Consider the following 26298-nt stretch of genomic DNA (forward strand, 5'->3'; position numbering starts at 1 on the left):
AGCAATGGGATTAAAAGAAAAATTACACGGAATTAAAGAAGATTTCAAAGGCAAGAAAATGGCTCCTGCATTTAATGCGTTGCATACATTTTTATATACGCCTGATGAAACTACGCATAGTGGTGGTCACGTAAGAGCGGTTGATGATCTTAAGCGTACTATGAATACGGTTATTATGGCACTTATACCAGTGCTTATATGGGGTATTTTTAATACAGGTTATCAGCATTATGCAGCTGTAGATGCAGCGCAAGGGGTTATTAGAGAAGCTAGTTTATTTGGCAACTTTTTTACTTGGGATAATTTTATAATGGGAGCTTGGACAGTTCTTCCTCTTGTAATAATATCTTATGCTGTAGGTCTGGGAGTAGAATTTATATTTGCCGTTATTAAAGGACATGAGGTTGAAGAAGGTTACTTAGTGACCGGGATGCTTGTTCCTTTGATTGTACCGGTAGATATTCCATTATGGATGCTTGCTGTAGCAGTTATTTTTGGAGTTGTTATAGGTAAAGAAGTTTTTGGAGGTACAGGGATGAATATCCTAAATCCTGCTTTGACTATTAGAGCATTTTTATTCTTTGCATATCCTACTTGGATGAGTGGAGATAAAGTATGGGTTCACGGTGCTAAAGCAGCAGAAGGTGGAGCAGATGCAATATCTGGAGAAACAATCTTAGGGGCTTATGCTCAGAACTCTTCGGTAGTATATGATTTCTCAGATAAATTCTTTGGTTTTATACCAGGATCAATTGGTGAGACTTCAACATTTCTAATTATTCTAGGAGGTTTGTTTTTAATGTTTACAAAAATTGCAAGCTGGAGAATAATTTTAAGTGCCATCGTAGGTGCAGCAGTAATGGGATTAATTTTCAATGGTGTTGTTGATCAAGGTTGGATAGGTGAAGGAAATACATTTTATGGTCTTATGAGCACTCCATTCTGGGAGCATCTAGTAATAGGTGGTATTGCATTTGGAATTGTTTATATGGCAACAGACCCAGTGTCTGGATCGCAAACCAATACAGGTAAATACTGGTACGGATTTTTAATAGGTTTCTTTTCTATTATGATTCGTGTATTCAATCCGGCGTTTCCTGAAGGTGTATTCTTAGCAATTTTGTTAATGAATGTTTTTGCTCCTACGATAGATCATTATGTTGTTCAGGCAAATGTGAAGAAGCGTATGAAACGTCTAAAACTTAAAACTGCTTAATCATGGCAAATACAGATAAAAATAGTTACACAATCATCTTCGCAGTTGTGATGGTGCTTGTGGTAGGATCGCTACTTGCTTTTACAGCATCTAGTTTAAAACCTGCAATTACAGAAAACGAGCGTTTTGAAAAGCAACAAAACATTCTTTATGCAATGGGCATAAATGAGAATGTTGAAGGTGCAGTGAATTTTATTCCTACAGATAAGGTAGAAGCAGAATTCAGCAAATACATAAAGGAACAATTAGTAATTCAGAACGGTAAAATTTCTAAGGATACTGCTGCATATTTAATAGATCTTAAAGGTCAGCTTGCGGAAGATAAAGAAGATCGTAAACTTCCTTTATTCATTGGTGAAAAAGAAGGTGAGAGCTACTATATAATTCCTTTATACGGTAAAGGTCTTTGGGATGCTATCTGGGGGTTTGTATCATTAGATAAAAACTTTGTAGTTCAAGGTGTTTATTTTGACCATAAAGGAGAAACTCCAGGGTTAGGTGCAAATATTAAAGAGCGCTATTTTATGGATGATTTTACTGGTGAAGAGATTATGTCTGGAACTCAGTTTGAAGGTATCAGTGTAGCAAAAGGTAATAATGATCCACTTAACGATCGTAAAGATGACGGAAAAGTTGATGCTCTTGCTGGTGCAACAATTACTGGAAACGGAGTTACCGCTATGATCAATAGTACGGTGAAATTATATATCCCATACCTTAAAGATTTAAAAATATAATTATGGCATTATTATCTAAAAAAGATAGAGGATTACTTTTAGATCCTCTTGCAGATAACAACCCTATTACAATTCAAGTATTGGGTATATGTTCAGCATTAGCAATTACTGCACAGCTAAAAGCTTCTATTGTAATGGGACTTTCTGTGGTGTTTGTATTGGCAATGGGTAACGTGGTTATTTCGCTTATGCGAAATATTATTCCTTCTAAGATTAGAATTATTGTACAGCTTGTTGTTGTAGCTGCTTTGGTAATTATTGTAGATCAAGTGTTAAAAGCCTTTGCTTACGAGTTAAGTAAAACGCTTTCGGTATTTGTGGGACTTATAATTACTAACTGTATCATTATGGGGCGTTTTGAAGCTTTTGCTTTAGGAAATAAGCCTTGGAGATCATTTCTTGATGGTATAGGAAATGCTGCCGGTTATGCGTTGATCTTAATTATTGTAGGCTTCTTTAGAGAACTATTAGGTTCTGGTACTTTATTAGGATTTAAAGTTCTGGGAGACCCTATTACTAAAACTGGTTTGTACGCTATAGGTTATGAGAATAATGGCTTTATGCTTCTTTCTCCAATGGCTCTTATTGTGGTGGGAATTATCATTTGGATACAGCGTTCTAGAAATAGCGCACTAATTGAAGAAAATTAAAGATTCTGATTGGAGTTAATACTCCTTTCTAACTTCTTAAATAAAAAAAATGGAACACGTAGAGTTATTTTTTAAGTCAATTTTTATTGACAATATGGTATTTGCAACGTTCTTAGGAATGTGTTCTTATCTTGCGGTATCTAAGAAAGTTACTACAGCTGTAGGACTTGGAGCTGCTGTAATATTTGTACTAGCGGTAACCGTACCTATGAACTGGTTGCTAGATCAATATGTATTGCGTCCTGGGGCTCTTAAATGGTTAGGTGCTGAGTATGCAGACTTTGATTTAAGTTTCTTATCATTTATTCTCTTTATTGCCACTATTGCTACAATGGTTCAATTAGTAGAGATCGTAGTTGAGAAATTTGCGCCGGCTTTATACACATCACTAGGTATATTTTTACCTCTTATTGCTGTAAACTGTGCTATTCTTGGAGGTTCACTATTTATGCAATCAAGAGATATTCAGACCCTTGGTTTAGCCTTTAACTATGGCCTTTCTTCAGGTATTGGCTGGTTTCTGGCTATCCTTGCTATTGCAGCTATTCGCGAAAAAATTAGATATTCAAATGTACCTGCTCCATTAAGAGGTTTAGGAATTACATTTATTATCACAGGTTTAATGGCGATTGGGTTTATGAGTTTTGGTGGAATGCTTACAGGTGGTGATGAAACTACTGAAGAAACAGACGAACTAGCAAAATCTCAAGTTCAAAATACAGTTACTGATTCTGAAACAGAAGTGCCTTTAGCCGAAGTTTCTAAAGAAATAAATACTAAATAATATGTTTTTAGCAGCAAGTACAGGAGGAGTAGTAGCGGCAACCGTAGTAGCCTTTTTAGTGTTGACTATTGTATTAGTAGGTTTACTACTTTTTGCAAAAGAGAAGCTTTCTCCATCAGGTCCCGTTACTATTACTATAAACGGAGAAAAGAAAATTGAAGTAGATTCTGGTAGTTCACTACTTTCTACATTAGGAGGTAAAAAGGTATTCTTACCATCAGCTTGTGGTGGTGGTGGTACTTGTATTCAATGTGAATGCCACGTACTTGAAGGTGGTGGAGAAGCATTGCCTACAGAGACTCCGCATTTTACGCGTAAAGAATTAGCATCAGGAGCACGTCTAGCTTGCCAGGTGAAGGTAAAGCAGGATATGAACATTACAATACCAGAAGAAGTTTTTGGTATTAAAAAATGGGAAGCAACTGTTGTTAGAAACTATAATGTGGCTTCATTTATTAAGGAATTCGTTGTTGAGATTCCTGAAGATATGGATTACAAAGCCGGTGGATATATTCAAATTGAAATTCCTGAAACTACTGTTAAGTTTTCAGATATGGATATTACCGCGCATCCAGAAGAGCACAGCGATCCAGATAAATTTAAAGATGAGTGGGAGAAGTTTAAACTTTGGCCACTAGTAATGAAAAATACCGAAGTTGTAGAGCGTGCGTATTCCATGGCATCTTACCCGGCTGAAGGTCGTGAGATTATGTTGAATGTACGTATTGCAACGCCTCCATTTGACCGTGCAAAAGGTGGATGGATGGATGTTAATCCTGGTGTTGCTTCTTCTTATATTTTCAGTAGAAAAGAAGGTGATAAGGTTACGATTTCTGGTCCTTATGGAGAATTCTTCATCAACGAGTCTGAAGCAGAAATGCTATACGTAGGTGGTGGAGCAGGTATGGCGCCAATGCGTTCGCACTTATATCATTTATTTAAAACCTTAAAGACAGGTCGTAAAGTAACTTATTGGTATGGTGGTCGTTCTAAGCGTGAGCTTTTCTACCTGAAACACTTCCGTGATCTTGAAGAAGAGTTTGATAACTTTAAATTCTATTTAGTTTTATCTGAACCTTTAGAAGAAGATAACTGGAAAGAAAAATCAGATATCCATGGAGAAGGAGATGGTTTTGTAGGATTTGTGCATAATGCAGTAATAGAACAATATTTAAGTAAGCACGAGGAGCCAGAAGAAATTGAATTGTATTTCTGTGGACCTCCACTTATGAACAAAGCTGTTCAGAAAATGGGTGAAGACTTTGGAATTCCAGACGAGAATATTCGTTTTGATGATTTCGGAGGTTAATCTTCAAACTTCAAACTATAAAAAAAGCCGCTACCTATGTAGCGGCTTTTTTATGTGATATATTCATTGTTTTGCAAAGGATTTTTCACTTATAAATTTAGACATGCTATCTTTGTTTTATGGCAGAATTATTAGATAAACAGGAGCTTCATAATCTTGCGATGAACATCGTAGGTAAAGATCTGGAAGAGCAAGGTTTTGAGTTTTTGGGTGTGAATTCTCAGCTAAAGCGGAATCCGCAATTTGTTGCCCTAAGAGATAAGAAATTACATTTTGTCATCGTTAGAGCTGTCAGTTATCCTGAGGACGCTAATGATTATGATCCTTTTTTTATGAATGAGATTAAACAACACGCAGATAAGTTTAATGCTAAAACTTTTTATGCCGGAGTAGGTTTAGGCAGTGCAGACGATTATGGTAAGCCAGTAGAGAAAGGGACTTCATATACAGTTATATACAACGGACTTCAAGAAATTAAATGATGAGATTAGTTTTATTAGGGTTTATTTTTAGCTTTCTTATAAGCTGTGATTCAGAACCTCAATTGGTCGAGTTAACAGGTGAGGCTTTAGGTACTGGCTATCGCGTTCAATTTTATAGCTCAGAACGTTTTGAAGTTGTTGAGAAGTTTGATTCTACAATTGCAGCAATAAATAAATCGATGAGTACGTATCTCGAAGATTCTGATATTTCAAAAATAAATGATGGCGATACGACCATTGTTATCGAACCTATGTTTAGAGATGTTCTTGCACTCTCGCGCAAAATCTATAATGCAACGGATGGCTATTTTGATCCCACAGTAGGCATATTAGTTAATGCATATGGTTTTGGTCCAGAGAAACAAATAAATGTGCTTGATAGCGTGGTATTAGATTCTTTAAGGGCTTACGTGGGATTAGATAAAATTAAGCTGTCAAGGGAAGGAAGAATTATAAAAGAGAATAAAGCGGTATATCTCGATTTTAATAGCATTGCTAAAGGATACAGCATTGATAGGTTAGGGAAAATGCTTGAAAATAACGGTGTTGAAAATTACCTCATTGAATTAGGAGGAGAATTACTTGCAAAAGGGAAAAATTTAGATAAAAATCAGACGTGGCGTGTGGGTATTGAAAATATCGATTCTCCTTTAAATGACCGTGATTTTACTGAAGCTGTTGAATTGCAGAATAGAGGAATGGCAGGTTCTGGTAATTACAGGAAATTTAGAATTGACTCGACTACAGGAAAACGTTATGTGCATACAATTAATCCGCTAACGGGTAAAGCCGAAAAAAGCGACATTTTGAGCGCTACAGTTATCGCAACAACTTGTGCTGAAGCAGATGGTTTTGCTACAGCCTTTATGGCATTGGGATTAGAGAAGTCAAAACAAGTTTTAAATAGGCATCAGGATATTGAAGCCTATTTTATATACGCCAATAAGGATAGTACCGCGATTTTTAAATCTAAAGGCTTCTCAAATTTCATAGTTAAATAAATCTACTTATAGCACACAGGTAAAATTTCACCTGGAGCAAGGCGATATCTATCAGTTTTTTCTGGAGTTAATTGGTTTGTATAATCAACCTCTTCTACTTTAAAACCTATAGATCTTAATTTATCAAAATAATCACGACCATAAACACGCACGTGATCGTACTGACCAAAAATTTCAGCACGTTTTTTAGGATCTGTGATACTATTATCCTCAAAAGTAGTTGCACGGCTTAAATCTTGAGGTATTTGTAAAATAGCCATTCCACCAGGTTTTAAAACTCGATAGAGCTCAAGCATTGCCTTTTTATCATTGGGTATATGTTCTAAAACATGATTACAGAAGATAATGTCATACGTATTATCATCAAAAGGCAAATCACAAATATCCGCTTTCACGTCGGCAAGGGGAGAATTTAGATCTGTAGTTGTGTAATCTAAGTTCTCCATATTTCTGAAGCGTTTATAAAAAGCTTGTTCAGGCGCAAAATGCAACACCTTTGATTTTGCTGAAAAGAAATGGGTCTCTTGAATAAGGTATAACCACAGGAGTCTGTGCCGTTCTAGAGATAATGTAGAGGGAGAGAGTACATTTTCCCGTTGTTTGCCATAACCATAAGGTAAAAACTTTCGAAATGTTTTTCCATCTATAGGATCTTCATAACGCTCCCCCTTTAAGCCTAAAGCAAGAATAGGTCGAGCTATATAGCTTAATCTTATAAGAAGTGGACGTGGGACCACGTTGAGGATACCCTTAAAGAGTTGTGCAATCATACTTTTAGATCACCCCAGTTTTCTCCGGTTTTAATTCGATGTAATTGCATCTCTGAAACTCCAAATTGTTTGGCTAATACCTTAAGACGCGTACGACGATTAGGATCTAGCAATTTCTTTTTTAAAATGGTAGCTTCAGCATACGTTAACTTCGTATAGTGCCGCTCACCAGAAGTACGCCTTTTAATGTCAAGCGGACTTGTTTTCTGATGTGCATAGCGCTCTTGATGCGTGGCCCATTTTAGATTTTCAATTCTATTGTCTTTTTTATCGTGGTTAAGATGAAGAACAGCGGTCTCTTCATCTGTTGCCTTTAAAAAAGCTTTGGCTAATAATTTATGTAAGTAGTAATTCTTACGTTTACCATTTGCCAGTTTTGCGCTCACAGTTACATAGCCATGAATATGTCCTCCCTTTATGAGAGTTCCTTCCGGGCTTTTGTTGTAACTACGTATGCGACCATAATTAGAAAGTCCTATAGTATAATTTTCTTCCCAATTATCTTCACGGTATTTGATCCATGTTTCTAATTGCATTGTATGTAGGGGGTGTTATTAATATGCTAATTTGTAATAGCCTGTGCTCTAAAAGCATCTTCTTCGTCACTTGTTATGCCCAAGGCATCATAAATATACTTAAAAGTTGAAAGAAGTTCTGGTTTACCATCTACTAATGCTACATCGTGCTCAAAATGAGCACTTGGCTCTCCATCACGAGTAGTTATAGTCCAGCCATCATTATGCTGTTTTATGCGATGCGTACCTCGGTTTACCATTGGCTCTATGGCTACAACCATTCCTTCAATAAATTTTTTACCACGACCACGCTTACCATAGTTAGGCATTTCTGGATCTTCGTGCATTTTTGCTCCCAGACCGTGCCCTACTAATTCTCGTACGATGCCATAACCGTGATCTTCACAATATTTCTGAATTGCGTAACCTACGTCGCCTACGCGATTTCCGTGTTTAAATTCGGCTATACCTTTATAGAGCGACTCTTTTGTTACTTCAAGTAATTTTTTTGTTCTAGGATCTACTTCACCTACTTCAAAGGTATAAGCTTGATCTCCATAAAATCCATTTTTTAACGCTCCGCAGTCTATTGATATTATATCTCCTTCTTGCAAAGGCTTTGAGTTAGGAATACCATGAACCACCTGCTCATTGGGACTCATACATAACGAATTTGGGAAATCATATAAGCCTAAGAAACCAGGGATAGCTCCGTGATCTCTAATGCAAGTCTCAGCAATTTTATCTAAATGTAATGTGGTTACACCCGGCTTAACTTCAGATGCGAGAGCTCCCAGAGTTTTAGAAACTATAAGGGCGCTTTCTCGCATTAGCTCTATTTCTTCTCTGGTTTTTGCTATAATCATGTGTGTCTATTTTACAGGCGCAAAGGTACAAAGAATACCTATTTTAGTTAAAACAAATATTCAGAATGATTCAAGGTCATTATGAGGAACAAATCGTGCTTAAATTGAATCAGGATTAGTAACTAGTGTTTTAAATAGATTTGCCTTTGCTTTATAATATTTGTTTGTGATTTCAATTTGTTTTAATTGAGAATCGATAAGTTTTAACTCTCTGGTATTTATTAAAAAAATCGAACTTTCTCCTACTTGATATTTACGCTCTTCAGCATATAACATCGTTTCATAATTATTTACCAAATCAGCGGCTAACTCATTTTGTTCTTTAAGAACCTGAAGCTCTGTGGTGACCGCTTTTAATTTATTCTGAAGTTCTAATTTTGAGTTTGCAAAATCAAATTCTGAATTTTGCACTTTTAATTTTGCAAGCTTTAAATCACCGCGTTCTTTTCTAAGAAATAGCGGCATTTTAAAACGAAGACCGGCTTTATAATTTTGTGTGTAAAAGGAATCTAAATTATCTGCCTCAGAGGTTATAAAGTTGTAATTAAGGTCAATTACCGGTAGAAGACTATTGGCTTTTAACTGTCTCTCAAGTTGAAGGGCTTCAATTTTATAATTAAGACTGCGTATTTTAGGATGCTCTTCGAGTTGAAAATTTTGCAAATCAAAACCTGTTGTATTTAAAACTTCATCAATAATAAGATCTAAATCGTCCTGCGGAAAAATACCATCTTGAAGTTCGACAGGAATATTATTTCCTACCCATAAAAAATTAGAAAGCTCTAGTTTGCTTTTTAAATAATCTAATTGAGCTTCTCTCAGATTGAGTGCTCTACTTTGCACACTTATTGTTGCTTCCGTTGTATCTATAAGCGGTTTGTCGCCAGCTAGTGCGCTACTTTTGATCCCCCTAAACCGTACTTGAGAATTTTCAAGAAAACGCTCATAAAGCTTCGTTTTTTTATAAGCCTGAAGCCATTCAAAATAAGTTATAGATGCTTGATAAAGAACCGTATTTACTGCAATCTGTAAATCAGCTTCAGCTTGACGACTATAAATTTTTGCTTGTCTTAAAGTAGTCATACGATCGTTTATCCACAAACCTTGACCTAATGATGCAGATATTCCGGCAGTATATAAACCATTTTCAGGCACCGTATTTTGCGGATTTAGATAATATCCGTCATTATCTTCAAACTGCGCTTTTAAATCGATGCCATACCACGTGGGTATTTTAAAGGTGGCATTAAGCAAATTGTAATATTCGGTCTCTTTAAACACCTTTTGGTCAAAGTCAACTTCAATTTTAGGGTCAAAACCGCCCCGCGCTTTTAATAATTTAGCCGCCCCGGTTTCAGTTAGGAGATTAGCTTGTTTTACGATGGGATGATTTTCTTTTACAAGAATTAGAAAATCTCTAAATGTCAACGTTTCCAGAGAATCTTCCTGAGCATTTACTGCCATCCCCAGAAAAATAAATAAGTAGGGTATAAATCTCTTCATCATTTCTTAGTAGTTTCGGCATCAGCTTCTGGGGTGTAATAATCTGGAGGAAATCCATTAAGTTTTCTCCAAAGCTCATACCAGATAGGAACATCTTCTAATAGTGCCATTGTATTTGCTCCAGAGCCCACGCGCAAAGCCTCCGGCCAGGACTGCTCATCTTTATCTGGAGCAAGTAAAATTCTATATTTTCCGTTAGGGCTAATATAATTTTCTATTGCTACCACGCGCGCTCCAAAGGTACCAAGAGAATTATTTGGCCAACCGCTAAATACAATTGAAGGCCATCCATCAAACTGAACTCTAACCTTTTCATCTAGGTGTATAAGAGGTAAGTCTATAGGTTTTACGTAAGTTTCTACAGCTATGTCATAGTTTGAAGGTGTTATACCTACTAGTTTTTGACCTTCTTTAAAAGTCTCTCCAATACCTCCAATAATCGCTTTATTAATGTAACCGGCTTGAGGAGCGCGTATGTAATACATATCATTACGTATTTCATAATTAGTACGGCTATTCTCAAGTTTGCTTACTGCAGCCTCAGAATCGTACTGTGCAGATTGTGCTGTTGCTCTATCACTTTGCGCTTTTGATATTTTATCTGCATAAGTAGCTTCGAGTCGACTCAACTCAATTTGTGCGTTAAGTAACTCATTTCTGGAAGCCAATAGTTTATTTTCTTGCGAGATTAGTTTTGCTTCTGTTTCCTGTAATTTAAGTCGTTTTTCTTCTACATCTGTGACTGCTTTTAAGCCTTCTTGTTGTAAGCTTAGTGTACGCTCATATTGACGTTGCACAATACTTAAATTAGTTTTCGAGGCTTCATAATCTATACTGTCACTTTTAATTTTTAAACCGGCTTGAATACGTTTATTCTCTGCCTGTTTTAATTTTAAAATCCGTTCATTATTAAGAGCCGCAATTTGATTGCCTAGGGCTGCCACTTTTTGACTGTAAGACTCGACAGAATTTGCTTTAGCTCGAACTTGTAAATCTGTACGGGCAACCAAATCGGGGTCAAAATATTCATTTTTAATTTCTGAAATAAAAAGTATGGTATCTCCTTTTTCTACAAAATCACCTTCACGTACATACCATTTTTCGACCTTGCCGGGAATAGGGGATTGTATAGTTTGAGGACGTTGTTCTGGGGTTAAAGTTGTGACATAACCCACAGATGAGATCGTCTGTGTCCACGGAAGGAATACGATAACAATAAGTATAATTGCAAAAACAGCTAAAAATCTATTAAAGTAAGCGTAGTGCTCTTTCTCTAAAACCTTTTTCGAAGATTTATAGCTCGAGAGATCCACCTTTTTATTTAATTTATTGTGTGATATATTGAGCATAGCAGTTTAATTTGAAGTTGAAGATGTTCCATTTTCAAGCCATATAACACGTTCACAGTATTCTTTCCAGAGTGGATTTTGACTAGAAATGATAATGGACCAGCTATTAGATTTATCAAAGAGAAACTCTATTATACGTGTTTTCTCCTCTGTGGAAAAACGCGTCAAGGGTTCTTTCAAAATGAGCACCTTAGGCTTACGAACAATACTTCGGGCGAGTACAATTTTATTTGAGATTGTTTCTGACAAGAATTTTCCTTCAGGCTTTAAAGCGGTATTTATTCCCAATGGTTGATTCTTGATATAATCTGATAAGCCCACATTAGTTATTGCCCAATCAATATCTTCTTGCGGAATGGTTGTATCTCCAAAAGTGAGATTTTCTAAAAGTGTACCTTCAAACGGAGTCTCATCTGGAAATGATTGTCCCAATAGTGCGCGATAATGATTGAGATTTATACCTTTTAGAGATTTGTTATTCACATATAAATCACCGCCGGTAGGCTCTAAAATTCCTGCAATAATTTTTAATAAAGTCGATTTTCCAGACCCATTGGGTCCGTTAATTAGCAAATGCTCTCCAGGTTTTAAAGTGAACGAGATGTCTTTTAAAATGGAGATATTATCGCGATTATCTATATAACTTATTTTATTGAGTTCTAGGGTAAGTGCGGTATCATCATTAAAGGGAGTTGCTAAATCCTGAGGCTCTAATTCTTTATCTACAACCTGGCCTATTTTTTCTAAAGCAGTAAGTAAATCATAAAAATTTTCAAGACCAAGTATTAATTTTTCAACGGAGTTAATAATGAGAAGAATAATGATTTCGGCAGCTACAAACTGGCCTATATTCATTTGTTGATTAAGAACGAGAATCCCACCTATAAGTAATAAACCGGCAGTTACCAGAACCTTAAAACCTATCATTTGAATAAACTGAATGCGTAAAATTCTAAAGTGACTCTCACGCGAATCAATATAATCACTTACTAACGTGTCATTTTTATTCAAAGCCAGACTTGATTTTCCTGAAAGCTTGAAGCTTAACAAGGTGCGGGCAATTTCCTGAATCCAGTGAGCAATTTTGTATTTATACTTAGACTCCGAGAGGCTGGTTTGTAATCCTGTATTTCCTGTAAATTTAAAAACCAGATAAATAAGAAGTACGAGTAAAATTCCGTAGAAAATAAAAAAAGGATGATAAAATGATAAGAGAATTAACCCAAATATGATCTGAACCATCGCTGCCGGAAAATCGAGCACAAGCTTGTACAAACCTTTCTGAATGGTAAGCACGTCAAAAAACCGATTAGCTAATTCAGGCGGATAATAATCTCTTAGCTCGCTCATTTTAATCTTAGGAAAGCGGTATGTAAATTCAAATGAAGCACGTGTAAATATTTTTTGCTGAATATTTTCAACAATTCGTATTTGCATCAACTGTAAGGCTCCTACAAAAGCAACACCTAATGTTACTAATACTACAAGAACAATCCAGGAAGTACTTATCTGTGCACCTTGTATTAGGTTTACAATCGCTTGAATTCCTAATGGTAACGAGAGGCTCACAATCCCTGCGAAGATTGCATAATATAGGATTTGTAAAAAATCTTTACGCTCTAATTTTAATAGCCCTATAAAGCGTTGCCAGGGCGTGTATGTATTCTTATCCATAGGTAGGGAATTATGAATTTAAAAGTTTTGTGGTAAGATGTATAAAGTATTGAGTAGGAGTTGTGCTTGCGCTACAATCTGTCAAAGATTTAAAATGATCTTTTAAAAAATGCTGGTGCAAAGAGCCAGAAAGTATGGTACTTGCCAAACTTGCGGGATATTGATAGTCTGAATTTACAGCACTTATAAGCTCTTTTAATCTTCCAGATAAACGTTTATAAATTACAAAATATCCTTCCTTATTTTCATCATCAACCTCTTTAGTGAGATAGGATTTTGAATATTCATTAACCACAATTTTATTCAGAGCAACCTCATTAATATGGGAGAATAATTGATCTTGTTCTACTTCACGGGTAAGAATTTCGATTGCTTTATTCAATTTTTCTGAAGTGTCTTTCATATTGATTGTGGCAAATACCAGTTGATATTCTTTCCAGCCCCAATACCAAGAGGTCAAATAAACCAGCAGCTTATGCTTATTTTCAAAATATCTATATATAGAACTTTCGTTAGAACCTATACGTTCTCCGAGCTTTTTAAATGTAAAATTATCAAACCCTAGTTCGTCAATAAGAATAATACCATCTTGAATTATACGCTTACCCAGATTTGAAGATTCCGGATCCTTGAGATAGATACCTTCGTTAATGGTGATCTTTATATTCTTAAGCAACTCATTCATAAAAATTATTTTGATTGCAAATATAATAGTAATACTATTAATTTAGAATGTTTCACACTTATTTAACTCCTAAACAGTTCGTGCTATTTGATTTAGGTTTTTAAGTTAAGAAAACAGCTTAATTAATATGTGGTCGTCATATCATCATCGACTACGATTATAAAATCGGCTTGATTGATGTATTGATTTTCGAGGGAGTCTAATTCCTTTTGTGAAACACTGGATATCGTTACCCATTTAAGTGTGCTATCAAGTTGTTTTAAATACCAGCCGATACCTTCGTGAAAATCACTATGAAAAGAACCATTATAGTGTATAAAGAGGTTTTGATTTTTGCGATTTTTAATAATAAAGTGCGCCATTGTAGCATCTTTAATCGCTTGCGCCATAACTAACTTTGGACTTCCGTGATCTCCCATCATTTTTAAAATTTCTTGATATCGCGGTAATTCAGGTTTGAAGAGGATAGGTAGCGGTGCAATAAAATTCTTTTCAGAAACTGAAAGAGTATCTAGAACTTCAAATCCATTTTTATAAACAAGCGAGGCATATTTACGCGGAATATTGGTTGCTATAAAATCAAAATTTTGAGATTTTGCGTAATCTATAAGCGGTTGATAATCGGTTTTATGATTTACCCACAGTCTAGCTGAACTTGTAAATTCTTTTATAGTAATACTATCCTTTAAATATGCTTGAAGCACCTCCTGATTATCTGCCTCAATCATTTCTGCACCTAGCGTAAGACTTTTTCTGAGGCCAAGATCTTTTGTTATCTCAAGTTCTAACCAATGTATGATAGGGTTATCGTGCAATTCTCCAAATAGTACAATTTCGTTTGTGATTAGTGAGTCTATCATAGTTGAGTACTCAACTTGATTACCCGTGGCATCAAAAAGAGCGTATGCAGGTTTGTGCTGAGCTTGAGAAGAGGAGCTTAAAAAAATAGAAATCAGAGAGAGAATTAATAAAATACGCATTGTAATTTTTTAAGTTAAAAATATATGAATTAAATATGTGTTATTCCTTTTCAATCTTAATTTCTAATTGAAGTTTTTAGACTTAGGGTTGACTATATTTGCGTTTCAAATTTTTACCATGGTAAACACGTTTAAAGAGTTAGGCATCAAAGCCGATATAGTTAAAGGGCTTTCAGAATTAGGTATTGTAATTCCTACACCTATTCAGCAAGAAGTTATTCCTATTTTGTTACAGGAAAAAACACATCTTGTAGGACAGGCACAAACAGGAACCGGAAAAACTGCAGCCTATGGATTGCCAATACTTCAACAGGTAAATCCCAAGAAAAAATATATCCAGGCACTCATACTTTGTCCTACACGTGAACTGTGTCAACAAGTAGCAAAACAGTTGTTTAGATACACAAAATACACAGATAAAATTTTTACTGAAGCTATTTATGGAGGCGAGAAAATAGATATTCAGATAAAAAATTTAATGCGACCCACACATATAATTGTTGCTACCCCAGGAAGACTTATCGATCTTTTAAATCGAAAAGTAATTGATCTTTCTAGCGTAAATACAGTTGTTCTGGATGAGGCAGATGAGATGCTGAGTATGGGTTTCAAACAGCAATTAGATGAGATACTTAACACGGTAAAAAATGTAGATAATAAGTGGTTGTTTTCTGCTACTATGCCACACGGAATACGACAAATTGTAAATGAGCATATGTCTGCTGAGGCACACCGTATTCAAATAAGCAAAGACGTTGTAAATAAAAATATAGATCACAAATTTTTACAGTGTGAGGAAACCGATAAATTGCCAATTCTGTTAGACTTTTTAAGGTCAAGACAAGAGGAGCGAGGAATCATTTTTTGCAAAACGAAAGCAGCTGCTACTAAACTTTCTAAACAGTTGATAGCAAAAAATATTGCTGCGGAAGCGCTTCAGGGAGATATGCTTCAAAAAGAGCGCGATAAAGTTATGCGCGCCTTTAAAAACGAAAGTTTACGTTTATTGGTAGCTACAGATATTGCAGCTCGTGGTCTTGACGTTCAGGATTTGACTTTTGTGGTTCATTATCAAATGCCCGATCAGGAGGAATATTATACACACCGTAGCGGAAGAACTGCAAGAGCCGGCAAAGAAGGTCTTTCACTTGCTTTAGTAACTACTAAAGAACTGCGAATTTTGAGAGGTTATGAGAAATCGTTGCAAATAGGTTTTGGTGAATTAAAGAGCAAGTAAACCAGTAATAAGTAAAACAAAAAAGGAGTTTCATTTAAGAAACTCCTTTTTTGTTTTTACTAATCTGTAATGAGCAGACTTAATTATTTTTAATAGACTGCAATTTTATTCGCTTATGCGACGGCACTGGATTAGTGGTTTTCGATCACACGTTTTAAATCAGATCTGCTTAAAACACCACTTTGTCGCCAAAGTTGTTTTCCGTTTTTAAATAACATAAGCGTAGGAACACCTCGTACTTGAAATTTTTGGGCAAGTGCTTGATTCTTATCTACATCTACTTTTATGATCTTAACTTTTTCACCAAGATCTTTTTTCACATCTTCAAGAATAGGAGCAAGGGTCTGGCAAGGGCCACACCACGTTGCATAAAAATCAATCAAAACAGGCGTTGATGATTCGGTTAAGTTACCAAAGGTTGTTTTCATACTTGCAAAGCTAGGAGTTTATTTTAATTCACAAAATGCTTTAACTACATCTTAATACTATCCTAAAGCTAGCGTTAAAGGGCGTTAAGAAAGTTTTGATGCCTAAGCATTTAAGGTAATTTGCAAATGAATAATCTAAATAAATGTCTCTTAGAGACTTTAAATAATTATACCTATAATGAATACAAGTAAAGAAAATATATTAGTAGCAGGAGCAAATGGTACCACGGGTAAGAAAATTGTGAGTTATCTAAAGGAATCACAATATTATAATCCGGTTGCAATGGTGCGCAAAGAAGAGCAACGTGAGCAATTTAAAATACAGGATATAGATACGGTTTTAGGCGATTTAGAAGAAGATCTTTCACATGTTGTAGAAGGTATAGATAAAGTAATTTTTGCTGCAGGTTCTGGCGGCAAAACAGGTCCAGAAAAAACGACAGCTGTAGATCAGGAAGGAGCTAAAAGTTTAATAGACGTTTCTAAAAATGCAGGCATTAAAAAGTTTGTAATGTTAAGTTCTATTAATGCAGATAAGCCAGAGAGTGGAGGAGAGCTACAGCATTATCTAGAAGCTAAGAAAAATGCCGATGATCATTTAAAGCAAAGCGCATTATTATACAGTATTGTTAGACCCGGAACGTTAAAGGATGAAGAAGGAACGCGAAAAATAAATGCCGCTCATAAAGTCGAACACGGTAAAATTACCAGAGACGATGTCGCATATACTCTAGTTCATGTACTCAATGATGACATTGCTCAAAATGCAGTGTTTGAGATGACTGAAGGTGAAGAGCGAATAGAAGATGCAATTAAGCAATTCTAGTATTTAAGTATATAGTAAAAAGGTCCTTATTTTAAATAAGGGCCTTTTTTTATGATCCAGAATTTGTAATTATAGGGTTTCCTTTTTAGAGGAAGCCACTTGAAAACATATGCAACTCCTAGCGCACATAATATTCCAGCTACAGTTTGCATAAGATTGTTATCTAATAGAAAATAACCAATTATGGATAGAACTATAATGGATATCCCTTTTAGTTGTAGTGTATTCATAAACGTATTTCTAGATGTTAATTACTTTCAGGTTGATCCTTTTTATATTTTTTATGCTGAATTTTTTTCTTCTCTAAAATCGCATAGAATTTCCGTGGTGAAATTTTTAAATCTTTTGTTATATCACTTACCTTTTTCTTCCCTTTTTTATAGAGCTTAAGATTTTCATTTACATCTTTATTAAAGTAATAATCTTTCAGTTTATCAATAATTTGATATTCCGTGAGATTAGATTCAGATTTATATTTTTCTATTTCTAGCAAAATATTTGAAAGCTTACTCATATAAATTAGATTCTATTTATTTAATAATTTGAAATTTACAGAAATATTTAAGTCTTAGACAATCTTACGAGTCAACTAAATACGTGATTTAAGATATAGCTTCTAAAGCTTTTATAATATCATCTGGTTCGGAACGCGTTCTGTAATCAACATTTACATAACTCCATTTTACGAGTCCGTCTTTCCCAATTACAAAAGTAGCAGGTATAGATAATATGAGGCCGTTTCCATTATTAATTTGTACTAAATCGAGTTGTCGATCTATGCGCATATGATCGAGTAAAAATTCTGGGACCTTCCAAGTGACGCCATATTCTGAAGCAATTTTTGCATCCTGATCTGACAATACCATAAATTCCATTTTAGCAATTTCACTTTCTGTTAAAGAGCCATCCGGCACTTGCGGACTAATGGCAACTAACGTAGCACCTAACTGATGAATATCATTTAATCGTGCTTGAAGCGCTCTAAGTTGCAAATTGCAATAGGGGCACCAGTCACCGCGATAAAATGTTATAACCACAGGTCCTTTAGCTAGCAGATCATCTAGAAGTATTTGTTTTCCTTCCTGATTTGGCAGTTCAAAATGAGGAGCTTGTTGATTAATTTGTATTGCCTTATTGCCCAGATCTTTTGCCTTGGCTTCATTGATGATTTCATCAACACCTTCCATAAATTCTGGCTTAGCCTTTCTACCTGCAGCTATTTTTGCATCTGTTTGCTCTCTTAACGTTGTCATTAGTTCTATTTTCAAAGGATTCTTTAACGCTTGTCATTATTGTATTTTCTTCAAATGATCTAGTAACTAAACTAGTATAAGAAATCATTAATGAAACTTATTTGACAAGATAGCAAGTAAAGGTTAATTGTGGAATGGCTTAATACTATTAAATAAATTGATTAGTGATTAATAGCTAAAAATACATAAGGTTAAGTTGATTCTAATTTTTATCTGAAATTAGTTCTTTTAAAAACTGTAACATTTCTCTGTATTTCCTATTTATAGTTTCAAGTTTTCTTTCAATAGATTCTATGCGTTTTTCAATATTATCTAGGCGTTCAGAATTCATCATCATTTGGGGCTTTTTGATCCCGAAAAGTTAATGAATATAATTCGGCTGAATATAACTAATAATAATTTTAAGATATATTTAGCATCAATTTATTATTTATAACTATACCTAAAAAATATATAGATATTGACTATTCGTTCTTTAATCGTTCAAGCATATCTTTCATTTTCTGAATTTCCTCCTTTTGAGTTTTTATAATATCTTCAGATAGTTCCTTTACTTCAGGATCAGTTAGGTTAGCTCTTTCACTAGTCAAAATAGCGATAGAATGATGTGGTATCATAGCTTCCATCCATAATTTATCTCCTACGATGGGTTTTTGAGTTCTTACGAGAAATAAGGCAGATACGAATAATAAAAAGCTACCAGCAATAATTGCGATATTTTTCTTTTTATCGGTGTACATACCGCGCATAAAAAACCACATAATTACAGCCATTGTAGAAACTCCAAGGCACGTCATATAAAAGCGTGTAAGACTAAAGTAAACGTGATTTATATCATACGTGTTAAGATACATTGTTATGTACATCGCAACGAATGAGCAGCCTAACATTAATAAAAATTTAGTGTACATATTGGATGATTTGTTTTTCTGATTTTCCATAGTTTCAATTATTAATTATTTTAAAAGTGTGTCTTTATCGCTTATTAAAGTGCTTTTAATCGATTCTCCATTTACAAATTTAGAAGCTAAAGAGCTGAAGCTTTCAGGAGCAAACAACGCAATGAAGTGTGGAGCATCTTTAATTTTGATTAAATATAAAGGATTATCCTTTGGTAGTTTATTAAAGTGATTGATAGCTCCATAAATAGGAGTTTTTGGATCTAGCGTTCCGTGTAAAATTAAAGTGGGTGGCATGCTCTTGGGCACATTTGCGAAGTAATTGTCTTTCTGATAGGTAGGCATTGCATTATCTGCCATAATTTTAGGCAATATACTTGTAAACAGAAGATTTTCTGATTCTGCAACAACCTCATTTGGTTTTAATGTTGGTCTCAAATTATTTTCTGAAGAAGATATTATTTGAACAAGTGGTATAGAGCTGGGAGACGATTTGTAATTGTTGCTATAGTCTTTATAAAATTCTTCGATTTCTTTTAATGCATCATTTAGAGGTTCAAAATTTTCATGACTCAAAGCATCAATAATTAAAGGAATTTTATTTCTGACTTTTGGGATATCGAGCATCATCCCAAAAAGTATAGACAGTTCTTGTTTTGGTAATTTTTCGGCAAAATCAGGTTCAGTTTTAGATTTCTCAATTATGCTATTTAATTGGGAAGTTAATGAGTTGTCATCTTGAGAAATCAGCGTATCAAAACGTTTCAAAACAGAATTTCCTACCTCATTTACAATAAACGATCTGTGGCTCAAATCATAATTGGTATCATCCTGCAAGGGCACAAAAGAATCTAATATTACACCATCTAAGCTCGTATTGTCCAGTTGAAGTAAACGCATTATAAGTTGTGTTCCGTACGATACGCCGTATACATAGCGCTTGCCACTGCCACTTAGATCATTGATTAAAAAGCTCAGATCTTTTGCTGCATTTGTGATCGAGAAGGCTTGTACATAAGGAGTATTTGTATACATGTGGTTAAAGCACGATCCCCATTCATCATTTGCAAGGGCGATACCATTAGGTGAATCTACAGATTCTTCTTTAGGGCAAATTTTTCCCGAAAGTCCAGTACCCCTATGATCTGGAATATAAATATCTAAATGAGGAAAAGTTTCTGAAAATAACATGATTAACGGATATAAACTAGCTCCAGATTCCCCAGGACCTCCTGGAATTAACCAAATGGAACCAGCTCTTTTTTTTAATGCTGGAAATTTCCTGATAAATATATCAATGGAATCGTTGTCTGGTGCATTATGATTTAATGGAACTTTTACTGAGGTACAAAGTGAAGAATTGATTGCATCTGTGTCATTATAATCACTACATTTTGTAAACTGAGCGTTTACGTTTATTGCAAGTAACAATACTAGTAACAGTGCAGGAGAAGTACTTTTCAACATTTTTAAAAGTTTTTTTAATTACATCTTAATACCAATTTTCACTAATAAGGGGTATCCTAAGTAATTTCAAATTTTATAAAATGTGTAATATCGTAATTTTTATTTATTATTGGTAATTATGACTCTTGAGTAATATAAGAGATAAATAACTTTCACAGTTTATTAAGGAAATCTAATTGAGATGCGTAATAACTTCTCGACGTAGCAGAGGAGAATTAAAGCTCAATAATTTTTCGGTTAAGCAATTCTGAGTGGATTAGGACGTAGTAGAATCCGCCGTAAATGCGGTTATGCATTGTTGGCTACAGTTTTTTATTCGGTTGTTTTTAAATGTTTTATATAATTATTTAAAAGTCCTCTTATTTGTTCAGCAGCAACAGGATTAGCAGAATGAACTTTAAATTCTAAATTTCGTAAATCAAGTCCAGATTCATAAACTAACCATTTAGCAGCAGCCAATCCATCAGGCGCTACTTTTCCATCTTCTCCAAGTCCAAGGTCATTGTCAAAACTTATGTAGTTCGGAAGACCATTAGTTTTAATGTAATCGACAAAATGAGAGTAGGTGCGAACAATATCAAATTCAGATTCTCTTGATTTATCATATATCATTTCAATAGTTCTAATATCATCTAAAAATAGTTTTTTCATTTTTCAAATGGTGTACAATATTGTTGTGTATGGTTAGTTGCGGGATTAGCAACTAATTTAGCAAAGAAATCACAGATAGAAAATTCCAGCGGAATTTTCGTAAGTCGGCAGTGAACTAGCAATTAATTACACACGTTGTTCTAACCAGTTATTTATTCCGATTTCTTTTATCCAATCTCTTATTTTTTCAAGATTTTTTATTCCGATTTCTACTTTGTTTATTTGTTCGTTAAAATCTTTTGTTCGGTCAATTTTTTCTGATGAAATCCGTACTGAAAAAGTTTTACTGTGTTTTACAAACTTAAAATCCTTCGGTAAATTTTCTTTAACTTTTAACTCAATATCTTCTGTCGGACTTTGAAATGTTGCATCTGAATTTCCTTGAGCTAATTTGTGATAAAAAATGATGCCTTTTAATTCGCTGTCATAAAGCATTGGCCAATCGCTATTATGTGGAACAATACGCGGTTTTTTCATTGTCAAACTCGGAATTTTGTCGTTTTTAAAATTCCAATAGTTGTACCAAAATCTTTGAACAGGTTCAGAATTCACAGGTTGATAACCTCTGCGTAATTTTTCGGTTGCGATTTGCATTAATTGGCTCTTAAAGAATCCTCTTTTTGTATTTTGTTTCTTAAATAACTCTGAAAGAGTTTCGTATGAAATGAAATTCTCAAAGTCATTTTGATTTTCACAATATAGAATTGGTGCAACTAAAACACAATATGCTCTATTGCAATGGACTTTATTTATATATTCATTTGCTCTTTTTTCGTAACGAATAAACTGTTCTTCTTGAAATATTGCGTCAAGCTTATTTTCAATCAGCACGAATATTTTTTCGCTATTCGAGTTGTAAGAAAAAAGTAAATCAGTTTCTCCTAATCCAAAATCGGTTATACTTCTCCAAGCTCCATTTGAGGAAGAAAATTCAGGTAAATTCAGTTTCTTAATAAACCAATTACAAAATGAATTTTCAGTCGATAATTCCTCCAACAAAATTAAATCCACATCTCTTTCTTGGATTGATTCGATAGGTAAAATAATATGTTCTGAAGTTTCTTTCATAATTGGTTACAACATCCAGTGTAATATCAAATGCAGCAAATATCTATAGACTTTCGATTCGATGCTAAGATAGCATTGTTTTTATACATTGTTGAAGAAAATGCACCGCCCGCCGGAGTGAGCCGCTTCGCTTTTCAATCCGTTGCGTTTTGCTTTGAAAGTTTAAATTTTCTTACCTCTCGAAAATGATATTTTTAATGCTTCTTTTTTTCTTCGCTTGAGTGAGAATTCCGCTGCTTTTCATATCTGTGTAAAATGGGTACACTGAAAATTAAAACAAAACCAAAAACAAGCGTGTATTTATTTATAGAATTATTGCCAAAAATGTAAAAGGTGAAAATTATAATACTAACTGCTAAAAATATATACTTCAAGTAAGGCAAAAATTTCATAATATTTTGAATTGAATATTTACGTTCTGTTTATCAGCGGTGTTTTTGGCAACGGTCTCGTATAACCGTCAGTTACGGGTTAATATGCGTTAATTTTCGGTTTAGCACAGACGTTAGCCATTCCGAGTGGATTCGGACGTAGTCGAATCCGCCGTAATTGCGGTTATACATTGTTGTGTGTAGTTTTATCCTTTTCATTCCCTTGGTTTTCCAACTGTGAATATTATTTCAGATTCTTTCTTCTCAGTTACGTTTCCAAGTGAGTCAACTCTCACAGCTTCTCCGCCAAACATAAATCGGTAAGCATAAACTTTGTTCTTGTCAATAGTATCAAGAATGCTTTTATTCAAGTCCGAAATCCGTTCTATTTTAGTCCGTTTTCCGTTTTTCGAAACGTAATAATATTCTGGAAAATGATATCCGAATTGTGGGCTAAATTTAGTTTTTAAGATTCCTTTTTCAGGAATTTCATATATTCTTTTTTCTCCTTCGTACTTTTTGTCATTTCCGTTTTTTTGGTCAAACAAGATTCTTATTGTTCCTGTATAACCTTCTGGTATTAAAGTTACGGTGTTTTTCGTTTTTGAACAGTTTATAAAGAGAACTAAACTTAATAATATTGATAAATGTTTTATGATTTTCACTTTTCTCAAATTACTGGAAACGGTCTCGTATAACCGTCAGTTATGGGTTAATATACGCAGACTTTTCGGTTTAGCACTGACGTTAGCAATTCCGCGTGGATTCGGACGTAGTCGAATCCGCCGTAATTGCGGTTATACATTGTTGTAGCACGTTTTTATTTGTTCGTATTTTTTTCAACCACCAATGTTTTAGTCAGTTTATCGTATAAATTTTGATTTTTTTTATCCCATAATATCCAAATTATTGGAATTAATAAATATCCTAAAACGTATTTTATACATTCTCTAATTGCTCCTTTTTCCGCTTTATTATAATCTTCTCCTGTTTCTTGTGAAATCACTTTTAGATTAAATATTCGATGTCCTAAATTCCCAATAAAAATTGGATAAAATATTGCTCCGACAATTAATCCAGCAATTGCAGAATAAACAATTTCAATTAATTCAAAATCACTATTCCAATATTCAGAAATTGATTTTCCTAATATTAAATAAATCCCCATAGTTAAGAGAATAAATATTATGCCTTCTATTAATGAGGCTATAAATCTCTTTCCTTTAGAAGCTAATTTGTATCCGTGTGTGTTTGTTTCATTCATTTACTTTTATTTTTAAGATTTCTGTTTTTCTCAAAGGTGCTACAACGGTTTAGCTATGAACAGTACGGGAGCAAACTAGCGTTTACTTTCCTCCACGCACATAGCGAAATCTTTGTGTTTTGTTTTTTCTTTTTTTGTCCAAAGCAAAATCCCAAAGATTTTGCGGACTTTATAAAAATACACAAACCTTTCGTTTAAGCTCGAAACCCGTATTGTTTATAGGTTTTGTTGTGTGCCGTATTTTTTCACGTATTTTTCCGCCAACTTTCTAATCCAAGTGAGTTTATCCGTTTCAAAAGGTTTGATGTCTTTTTCAAATCCGGTTGCTTGCATTTTATAAATTGTATCAATTATTTGTCCGTTCACAAATTTGTCATTTATCATAGTAATTAATTTGGGAGCGTACCTTGATAAATGTTTATAACCTAAAAGCAAAATAAATGACTGTCTACCTCGTTTGGATTTTTTGTCAATACAAACTTCCATAACAAGGTCATTGATTTCTTTGTCCTTTCTCAATGACTTTTTGGTGTAAATGATTTGTCTGATTTTTTCTCCAATCTCCCAAATTTCCCTTTCGTATTTGTGCCAATTCGGTACTTCAGGAAATCCCTCCATCGGACTCAAGTCCTTATCCATTTTTTTGGGAGTAAGATTTTTAGCTTTATTAATTAATTCAATTATTTTTTCCTTCTCCATTCGCAAATTTGAGATATGGCACACAACGGTCTCGTATAACCGTCAGTTACGGGTTAATATGCGTTAATTTTCGGTTTGGCACTGACTTTAGCAATTCCGAGTGGATTCGGGCGTAGTCGAATCCGCCGTAATTGCGGTTATACATTGTTGTGTGTAGTATTTTAGATTTTCCATTCATAATTGTCCGCTTTGCTCAAAATTTTAAAGAATTGAAATCCCAATTCTGAGATGTAAATTAAAAGTTTATCTAAAATTTTATAATTAAATTTTAATTCTATTCTCTCATTTACCAGTTTATTAAGTGGTAATAAATTTTCAAAAAGAGATTTGTAATATTTGTCTTTAGGAATTTTTGAGGTCATTAGTTCGCCTTGAGAGTGAACAAAAGAATGTCGGATTTCTGAAATTATTTTGAAAAATTCACTGAACATAAAGTTGTTATTATTATGTTTTGAACATTTTGTAAATTCTTTTCCGCAAGCTTTTTTTATTAACTTGAAAATTTCGTCTCCGCCATTGAGTTTGTTTCTGGAATAATCTTTATTCGGTTTCAAATTCATTTTGAAAGTAGTGTCGGTTTGTATTTTTATAAAGACAAAATCTTTTAATAGTTTTTCAAATGCTTCGAAAGATTGAGCGAATGCAATTCCGAATTCTCTCGATAAGACTTTCTCAATTTCTGAAGCATAATTTTCTTTAAATGTCGATTTTGAAATTCCTGTATGAAAATTAATTTTCCATCCATTATCAGTTGGTCCTGTCCAATCTCCAATAATTAAAGCGGTTCCAGAGAAATATTTAGCCTGTTCCTTTGTATATTTTTCTACATCTTTTAATAGAACTTTATTGAGTCTGTTAGCTGTATGTTTTAAATCAGTAACAGTTTCAAAAAAAATATCAAGATGTTCTTTGTAAGGATTTTTCATTTTCGATATTGCACACAACGCCAAAGCTATGAGTAGTGCGTTTGGGAAATCCGACGGATCCGGATACGCGCCGAGCTAAAGCTTTTGGTTTTGATTTGTTTCTTTTTTTGTCCAAAGCTAAATTCAACAGATTTAGCGACCTTATAAATATAGCCAAACCATTTTATAAAACCCCAAGCCACGCATTACTTATAGGTATTGTTAGCGGCATTAAGTAGCGTATTCCTAACCCTGTGGACAAGCCAAACGGACAATTCCCTTAGTTTTGCCGCTTTTTCCATCCACCGACAAACTTTGGCAGACATAAATATAGGTTAGAAGGCTTATTGAACTTAAACAAATAATGACGAACCAAAAGTCCGTCTGCATAACGATTGCGCAGAGATTGCGTGCTGGCGGCAAAAGGAAAAACCCCGAAAGCTGCTCTTTTTTTGAGCTCAAACCAAACGATTTAGATATGCTTAAAATACAAAACCGTAGATTTTTTGCTTTTCTGATAAACGTCACTACTTGCGAATTGAGAAGAAAATATAGGGTAAAAAGCAAAAAAGGAGTTGGGTTGAAGTTGCTCTAATTTTTTAAGAGCTTATTGCCGTTAATGGTCTAGTATAAGAATAGTAGCGGATTTACACACACTAACTTTTCGGTTAAACACAGACCTTGTTTTATATTTACTTACTTTGGTTTT

29 protein-coding genes are annotated in these 26298 nt (G+C 34.3%); 9 read left to right on the forward strand and 20 right to left on the reverse strand.

Going from position 1 to position 26298, the window contains the following annotated elements; all coding sequences use genetic code 11:
• Positions 1-4 precede the first annotated feature (4 nt).
• From ABVM53_RS11145 to ABVM53_RS11175, 7 genes are all read left to right on the forward strand, one after another.
• Positions 5-1216 (forward strand): NADH:ubiquinone reductase (Na(+)-transporting) subunit B, encoded by a 1212-nt coding sequence (locus ABVM53_RS11145; protein WP_371455972.1) that lies wholly within the window; start codon positions 5-7, stop codon positions 1214-1216.
• Positions 1216-1953 (forward strand): Na(+)-translocating NADH-quinone reductase subunit C, encoded by a 738-nt coding sequence (locus tag ABVM53_RS11150; RefSeq protein WP_371456814.1) that lies wholly within the window; start codon positions 1216-1218, stop codon positions 1951-1953. Before ABVM53_RS11145 ends, ABVM53_RS11150 begins: the two co-directional genes overlap by 1 nt.
• Positions 1954-1955: 2 nt before the next feature.
• Positions 1956-2603 (forward strand): NADH:ubiquinone reductase (Na(+)-transporting) subunit D, encoded by a 648-nt coding sequence (locus tag ABVM53_RS11155; protein ID WP_128758830.1) that lies wholly within the window; start codon positions 1956-1958, stop codon positions 2601-2603.
• A gap of 49 nt (positions 2604-2652) precedes the next feature.
• Positions 2653-3387 carry an NADH:ubiquinone reductase (Na(+)-transporting) subunit E gene (gene nqrE / locus ABVM53_RS11160; RefSeq protein WP_128758829.1) on the forward strand — a complete coding sequence of 245 codons (735 nt, stop codon included), beginning with the start codon at positions 2653-2655 and terminating at the stop codon, positions 3385-3387.
• 1 nt (position 3388) lies between these two features.
• A complete protein-coding gene (gene nqrF / locus ABVM53_RS11165) occupies positions 3389-4696 on the forward strand; it encodes an NADH:ubiquinone reductase (Na(+)-transporting) subunit F (RefSeq protein WP_128758828.1) in 1308 nt (435 codons plus the stop codon).
• Positions 4697-4815: 119 nt separating this feature from the next.
• Positions 4816-5178 carry a Na(+)-translocating NADH-quinone reductase subunit F gene (locus tag ABVM53_RS11170; RefSeq protein WP_405326065.1) on the forward strand — a complete coding sequence of 121 codons (363 nt, stop codon included), beginning with the start codon at positions 4816-4818 and terminating at the stop codon, positions 5176-5178.
• Entirely contained in the window at positions 5178-6179 is a 1002-nt protein-coding gene (locus ABVM53_RS11175) for an FAD:protein FMN transferase (protein WP_405326067.1), read from the forward strand. Before ABVM53_RS11170 ends, ABVM53_RS11175 begins: the two co-directional genes overlap by 1 nt.
• A gap of 2 nt (positions 6180-6181) precedes the next feature.
• Here the strand turns inward: ABVM53_RS11175 and ABVM53_RS11180 are convergent, their stop codons facing one another.
• From ABVM53_RS11180 to ABVM53_RS11215, 8 genes are all read right to left on the reverse strand, one after another.
• Positions 6182-6946 (reverse strand): class I SAM-dependent methyltransferase, encoded by a 765-nt coding sequence (locus tag ABVM53_RS11180; protein ID WP_405330864.1) that lies wholly within the window; start codon positions 6944-6946, stop codon positions 6182-6184.
• Positions 6946-7485 (reverse strand): HNH endonuclease, encoded by a 540-nt coding sequence (locus ABVM53_RS11185; protein ID WP_128758826.1) that lies wholly within the window; start codon positions 7483-7485, stop codon positions 6946-6948. The genes ABVM53_RS11180 and ABVM53_RS11185 overlap by 1 nt, the downstream gene beginning before the upstream one ends.
• Before the next feature lie 26 nt (positions 7486-7511).
• Positions 7512-8330 carry a type I methionyl aminopeptidase gene (gene map / locus ABVM53_RS11190; protein ID WP_405326069.1) on the reverse strand — a complete coding sequence of 273 codons (819 nt, stop codon included), beginning with the start codon at positions 8328-8330 and terminating at the stop codon, positions 7512-7514.
• A 99-nt stretch (positions 8331-8429) separates the two neighbouring features.
• Positions 8430-9836, reverse strand: a complete 1407-nt coding sequence (locus tag ABVM53_RS11195) for a TolC family protein (protein WP_405326071.1) — start codon at positions 9834-9836, stop codon at positions 8430-8432.
• On the reverse strand, positions 9833-11182 hold the full coding sequence (locus ABVM53_RS11200; RefSeq protein ID WP_405326073.1) for an HlyD family secretion protein: 1350 nt from the start codon (positions 11180-11182) through the stop codon (positions 9833-9835). The genes ABVM53_RS11195 and ABVM53_RS11200 overlap by 4 nt, the downstream gene beginning before the upstream one ends.
• A 6-nt stretch (positions 11183-11188) precedes the next feature.
• Positions 11189-12856 carry a peptidase domain-containing ABC transporter gene (locus ABVM53_RS11205; RefSeq protein WP_405326075.1) on the reverse strand — a complete coding sequence of 556 codons (1668 nt, stop codon included), beginning with the start codon at positions 12854-12856 and terminating at the stop codon, positions 11189-11191.
• A gap of 10 nt (positions 12857-12866) precedes the next feature.
• Complete coding sequence (locus ABVM53_RS11210) at positions 12867-13541, reverse strand: TetR/AcrR family transcriptional regulator (protein WP_405326077.1); 675 nt, start codon at positions 13539-13541, stop codon at positions 12867-12869.
• A gap of 122 nt (positions 13542-13663) precedes the next feature.
• Complete coding sequence (locus ABVM53_RS11215; RefSeq protein ID WP_405326079.1) at positions 13664-14521, reverse strand: ChaN family lipoprotein; 858 nt, start codon at positions 14519-14521, stop codon at positions 13664-13666.
• A gap of 118 nt (positions 14522-14639) precedes the next feature.
• Here ABVM53_RS11215 and ABVM53_RS11220 point away from each other — a divergent pair, with 118 nt between their 5' ends.
• Entirely contained in the window at positions 14640-15758 is a 1119-nt protein-coding gene (locus tag ABVM53_RS11220) for a DEAD/DEAH box helicase (protein ID WP_405326081.1), read from the forward strand.
• Positions 15759-15889: 131 nt separating this feature from the next.
• Here ABVM53_RS11220 and trxA read toward each other — a convergent pair whose 3' ends face one another.
• Positions 15890-16186, reverse strand: coding sequence for a thioredoxin (gene trxA / locus ABVM53_RS11225; RefSeq protein ID WP_371455984.1), 297 nt, complete (start codon positions 16184-16186; stop codon positions 15890-15892).
• Positions 16187-16364: 178 nt separating this feature from the next.
• Between trxA and ABVM53_RS11230 the strand changes: the two genes are divergently transcribed.
• On the forward strand, positions 16365-17012 hold the full coding sequence (locus tag ABVM53_RS11230; protein ID WP_405326084.1) for an SDR family oxidoreductase: 648 nt from the start codon (positions 16365-16367) through the stop codon (positions 17010-17012).
• Positions 17013-17259: 247 nt separating this feature from the next.
• On the opposite strand, the gene ABVM53_RS11235 is transcribed toward ABVM53_RS11230, so the two are convergent.
• The 11 genes from ABVM53_RS11235 to ABVM53_RS11285 form a co-directional block, all read right to left on the reverse strand.
• Entirely contained in the window at positions 17260-17526 is a 267-nt protein-coding gene (locus ABVM53_RS11235; protein ID WP_371455986.1) for a hypothetical protein, read from the reverse strand.
• 88 nt (positions 17527-17614) lie between these two features.
• The gene (locus tag ABVM53_RS11240) at positions 17615-18265 is read right to left on the reverse strand and encodes a peroxiredoxin-like family protein (RefSeq protein ID WP_405326086.1); all 651 of its coding nucleotides are present in this window, start codon (positions 18263-18265) and stop codon (positions 17615-17617) included.
• Positions 18266-18467: 202 nt separating this feature from the next.
• Positions 18468-18602 (reverse strand): hypothetical protein, encoded by a 135-nt coding sequence (locus ABVM53_RS11245; RefSeq protein WP_405326088.1) that lies wholly within the window; start codon positions 18600-18602, stop codon positions 18468-18470.
• 127 nt (positions 18603-18729) lie between these two features.
• The gene (locus ABVM53_RS11250) at positions 18730-19206 is read right to left on the reverse strand and encodes a DUF305 domain-containing protein (protein WP_405326090.1); all 477 of its coding nucleotides are present in this window, start codon (positions 19204-19206) and stop codon (positions 18730-18732) included.
• Positions 19207-19221: 15 nt separating this feature from the next.
• Positions 19222-20631: an alpha/beta fold hydrolase gene (locus ABVM53_RS11255; RefSeq protein WP_405326092.1), complete on the reverse strand. Its 1410-nt coding sequence runs from the start codon at positions 20629-20631 to the stop codon at positions 19222-19224.
• A gap of 312 nt (positions 20632-20943) precedes the next feature.
• Positions 20944-21282, reverse strand: a complete 339-nt coding sequence (locus ABVM53_RS11260; RefSeq protein WP_405326094.1) for a cyclic-phosphate processing receiver domain-containing protein — start codon at positions 21280-21282, stop codon at positions 20944-20946.
• A 126-nt stretch (positions 21283-21408) separates the two neighbouring features.
• Positions 21409-22350: a PD-(D/E)XK nuclease family protein gene (locus tag ABVM53_RS11265; RefSeq protein WP_405326096.1), complete on the reverse strand. Its 942-nt coding sequence runs from the start codon at positions 22348-22350 to the stop codon at positions 21409-21411.
• Positions 22351-22936: 586 nt separating this feature from the next.
• Positions 22937-23386 carry a DUF6843 domain-containing protein gene (locus ABVM53_RS11270; protein ID WP_405326098.1) on the reverse strand — a complete coding sequence of 150 codons (450 nt, stop codon included), beginning with the start codon at positions 23384-23386 and terminating at the stop codon, positions 22937-22939.
• Between the two features lie 155 nt (positions 23387-23541).
• Positions 23542-23985 (reverse strand): RDD family protein, encoded by a 444-nt coding sequence (locus ABVM53_RS11275; RefSeq protein WP_371456806.1) that lies wholly within the window; start codon positions 23983-23985, stop codon positions 23542-23544.
• 216 nt (positions 23986-24201) lie between these two features.
• The gene (locus tag ABVM53_RS11280; RefSeq protein ID WP_405326100.1) at positions 24202-24684 is read right to left on the reverse strand and encodes a hypothetical protein; all 483 of its coding nucleotides are present in this window, start codon (positions 24682-24684) and stop codon (positions 24202-24204) included.
• Positions 24685-24845: 161 nt separating this feature from the next.
• The gene (locus tag ABVM53_RS11285; protein ID WP_405326102.1) at positions 24846-25610 is read right to left on the reverse strand and encodes a hypothetical protein; all 765 of its coding nucleotides are present in this window, start codon (positions 25608-25610) and stop codon (positions 24846-24848) included.
• Positions 25611-26298: the final 688 nt, after the last annotated feature.

Source organism: Leeuwenhoekiella sp. LLG6367-2.1, from assembly GCF_045055775.1.
In the GTDB taxonomy this organism is placed as follows: domain Bacteria; phylum Bacteroidota; class Bacteroidia; order Flavobacteriales; family Flavobacteriaceae; genus Leeuwenhoekiella; species Leeuwenhoekiella aequorea.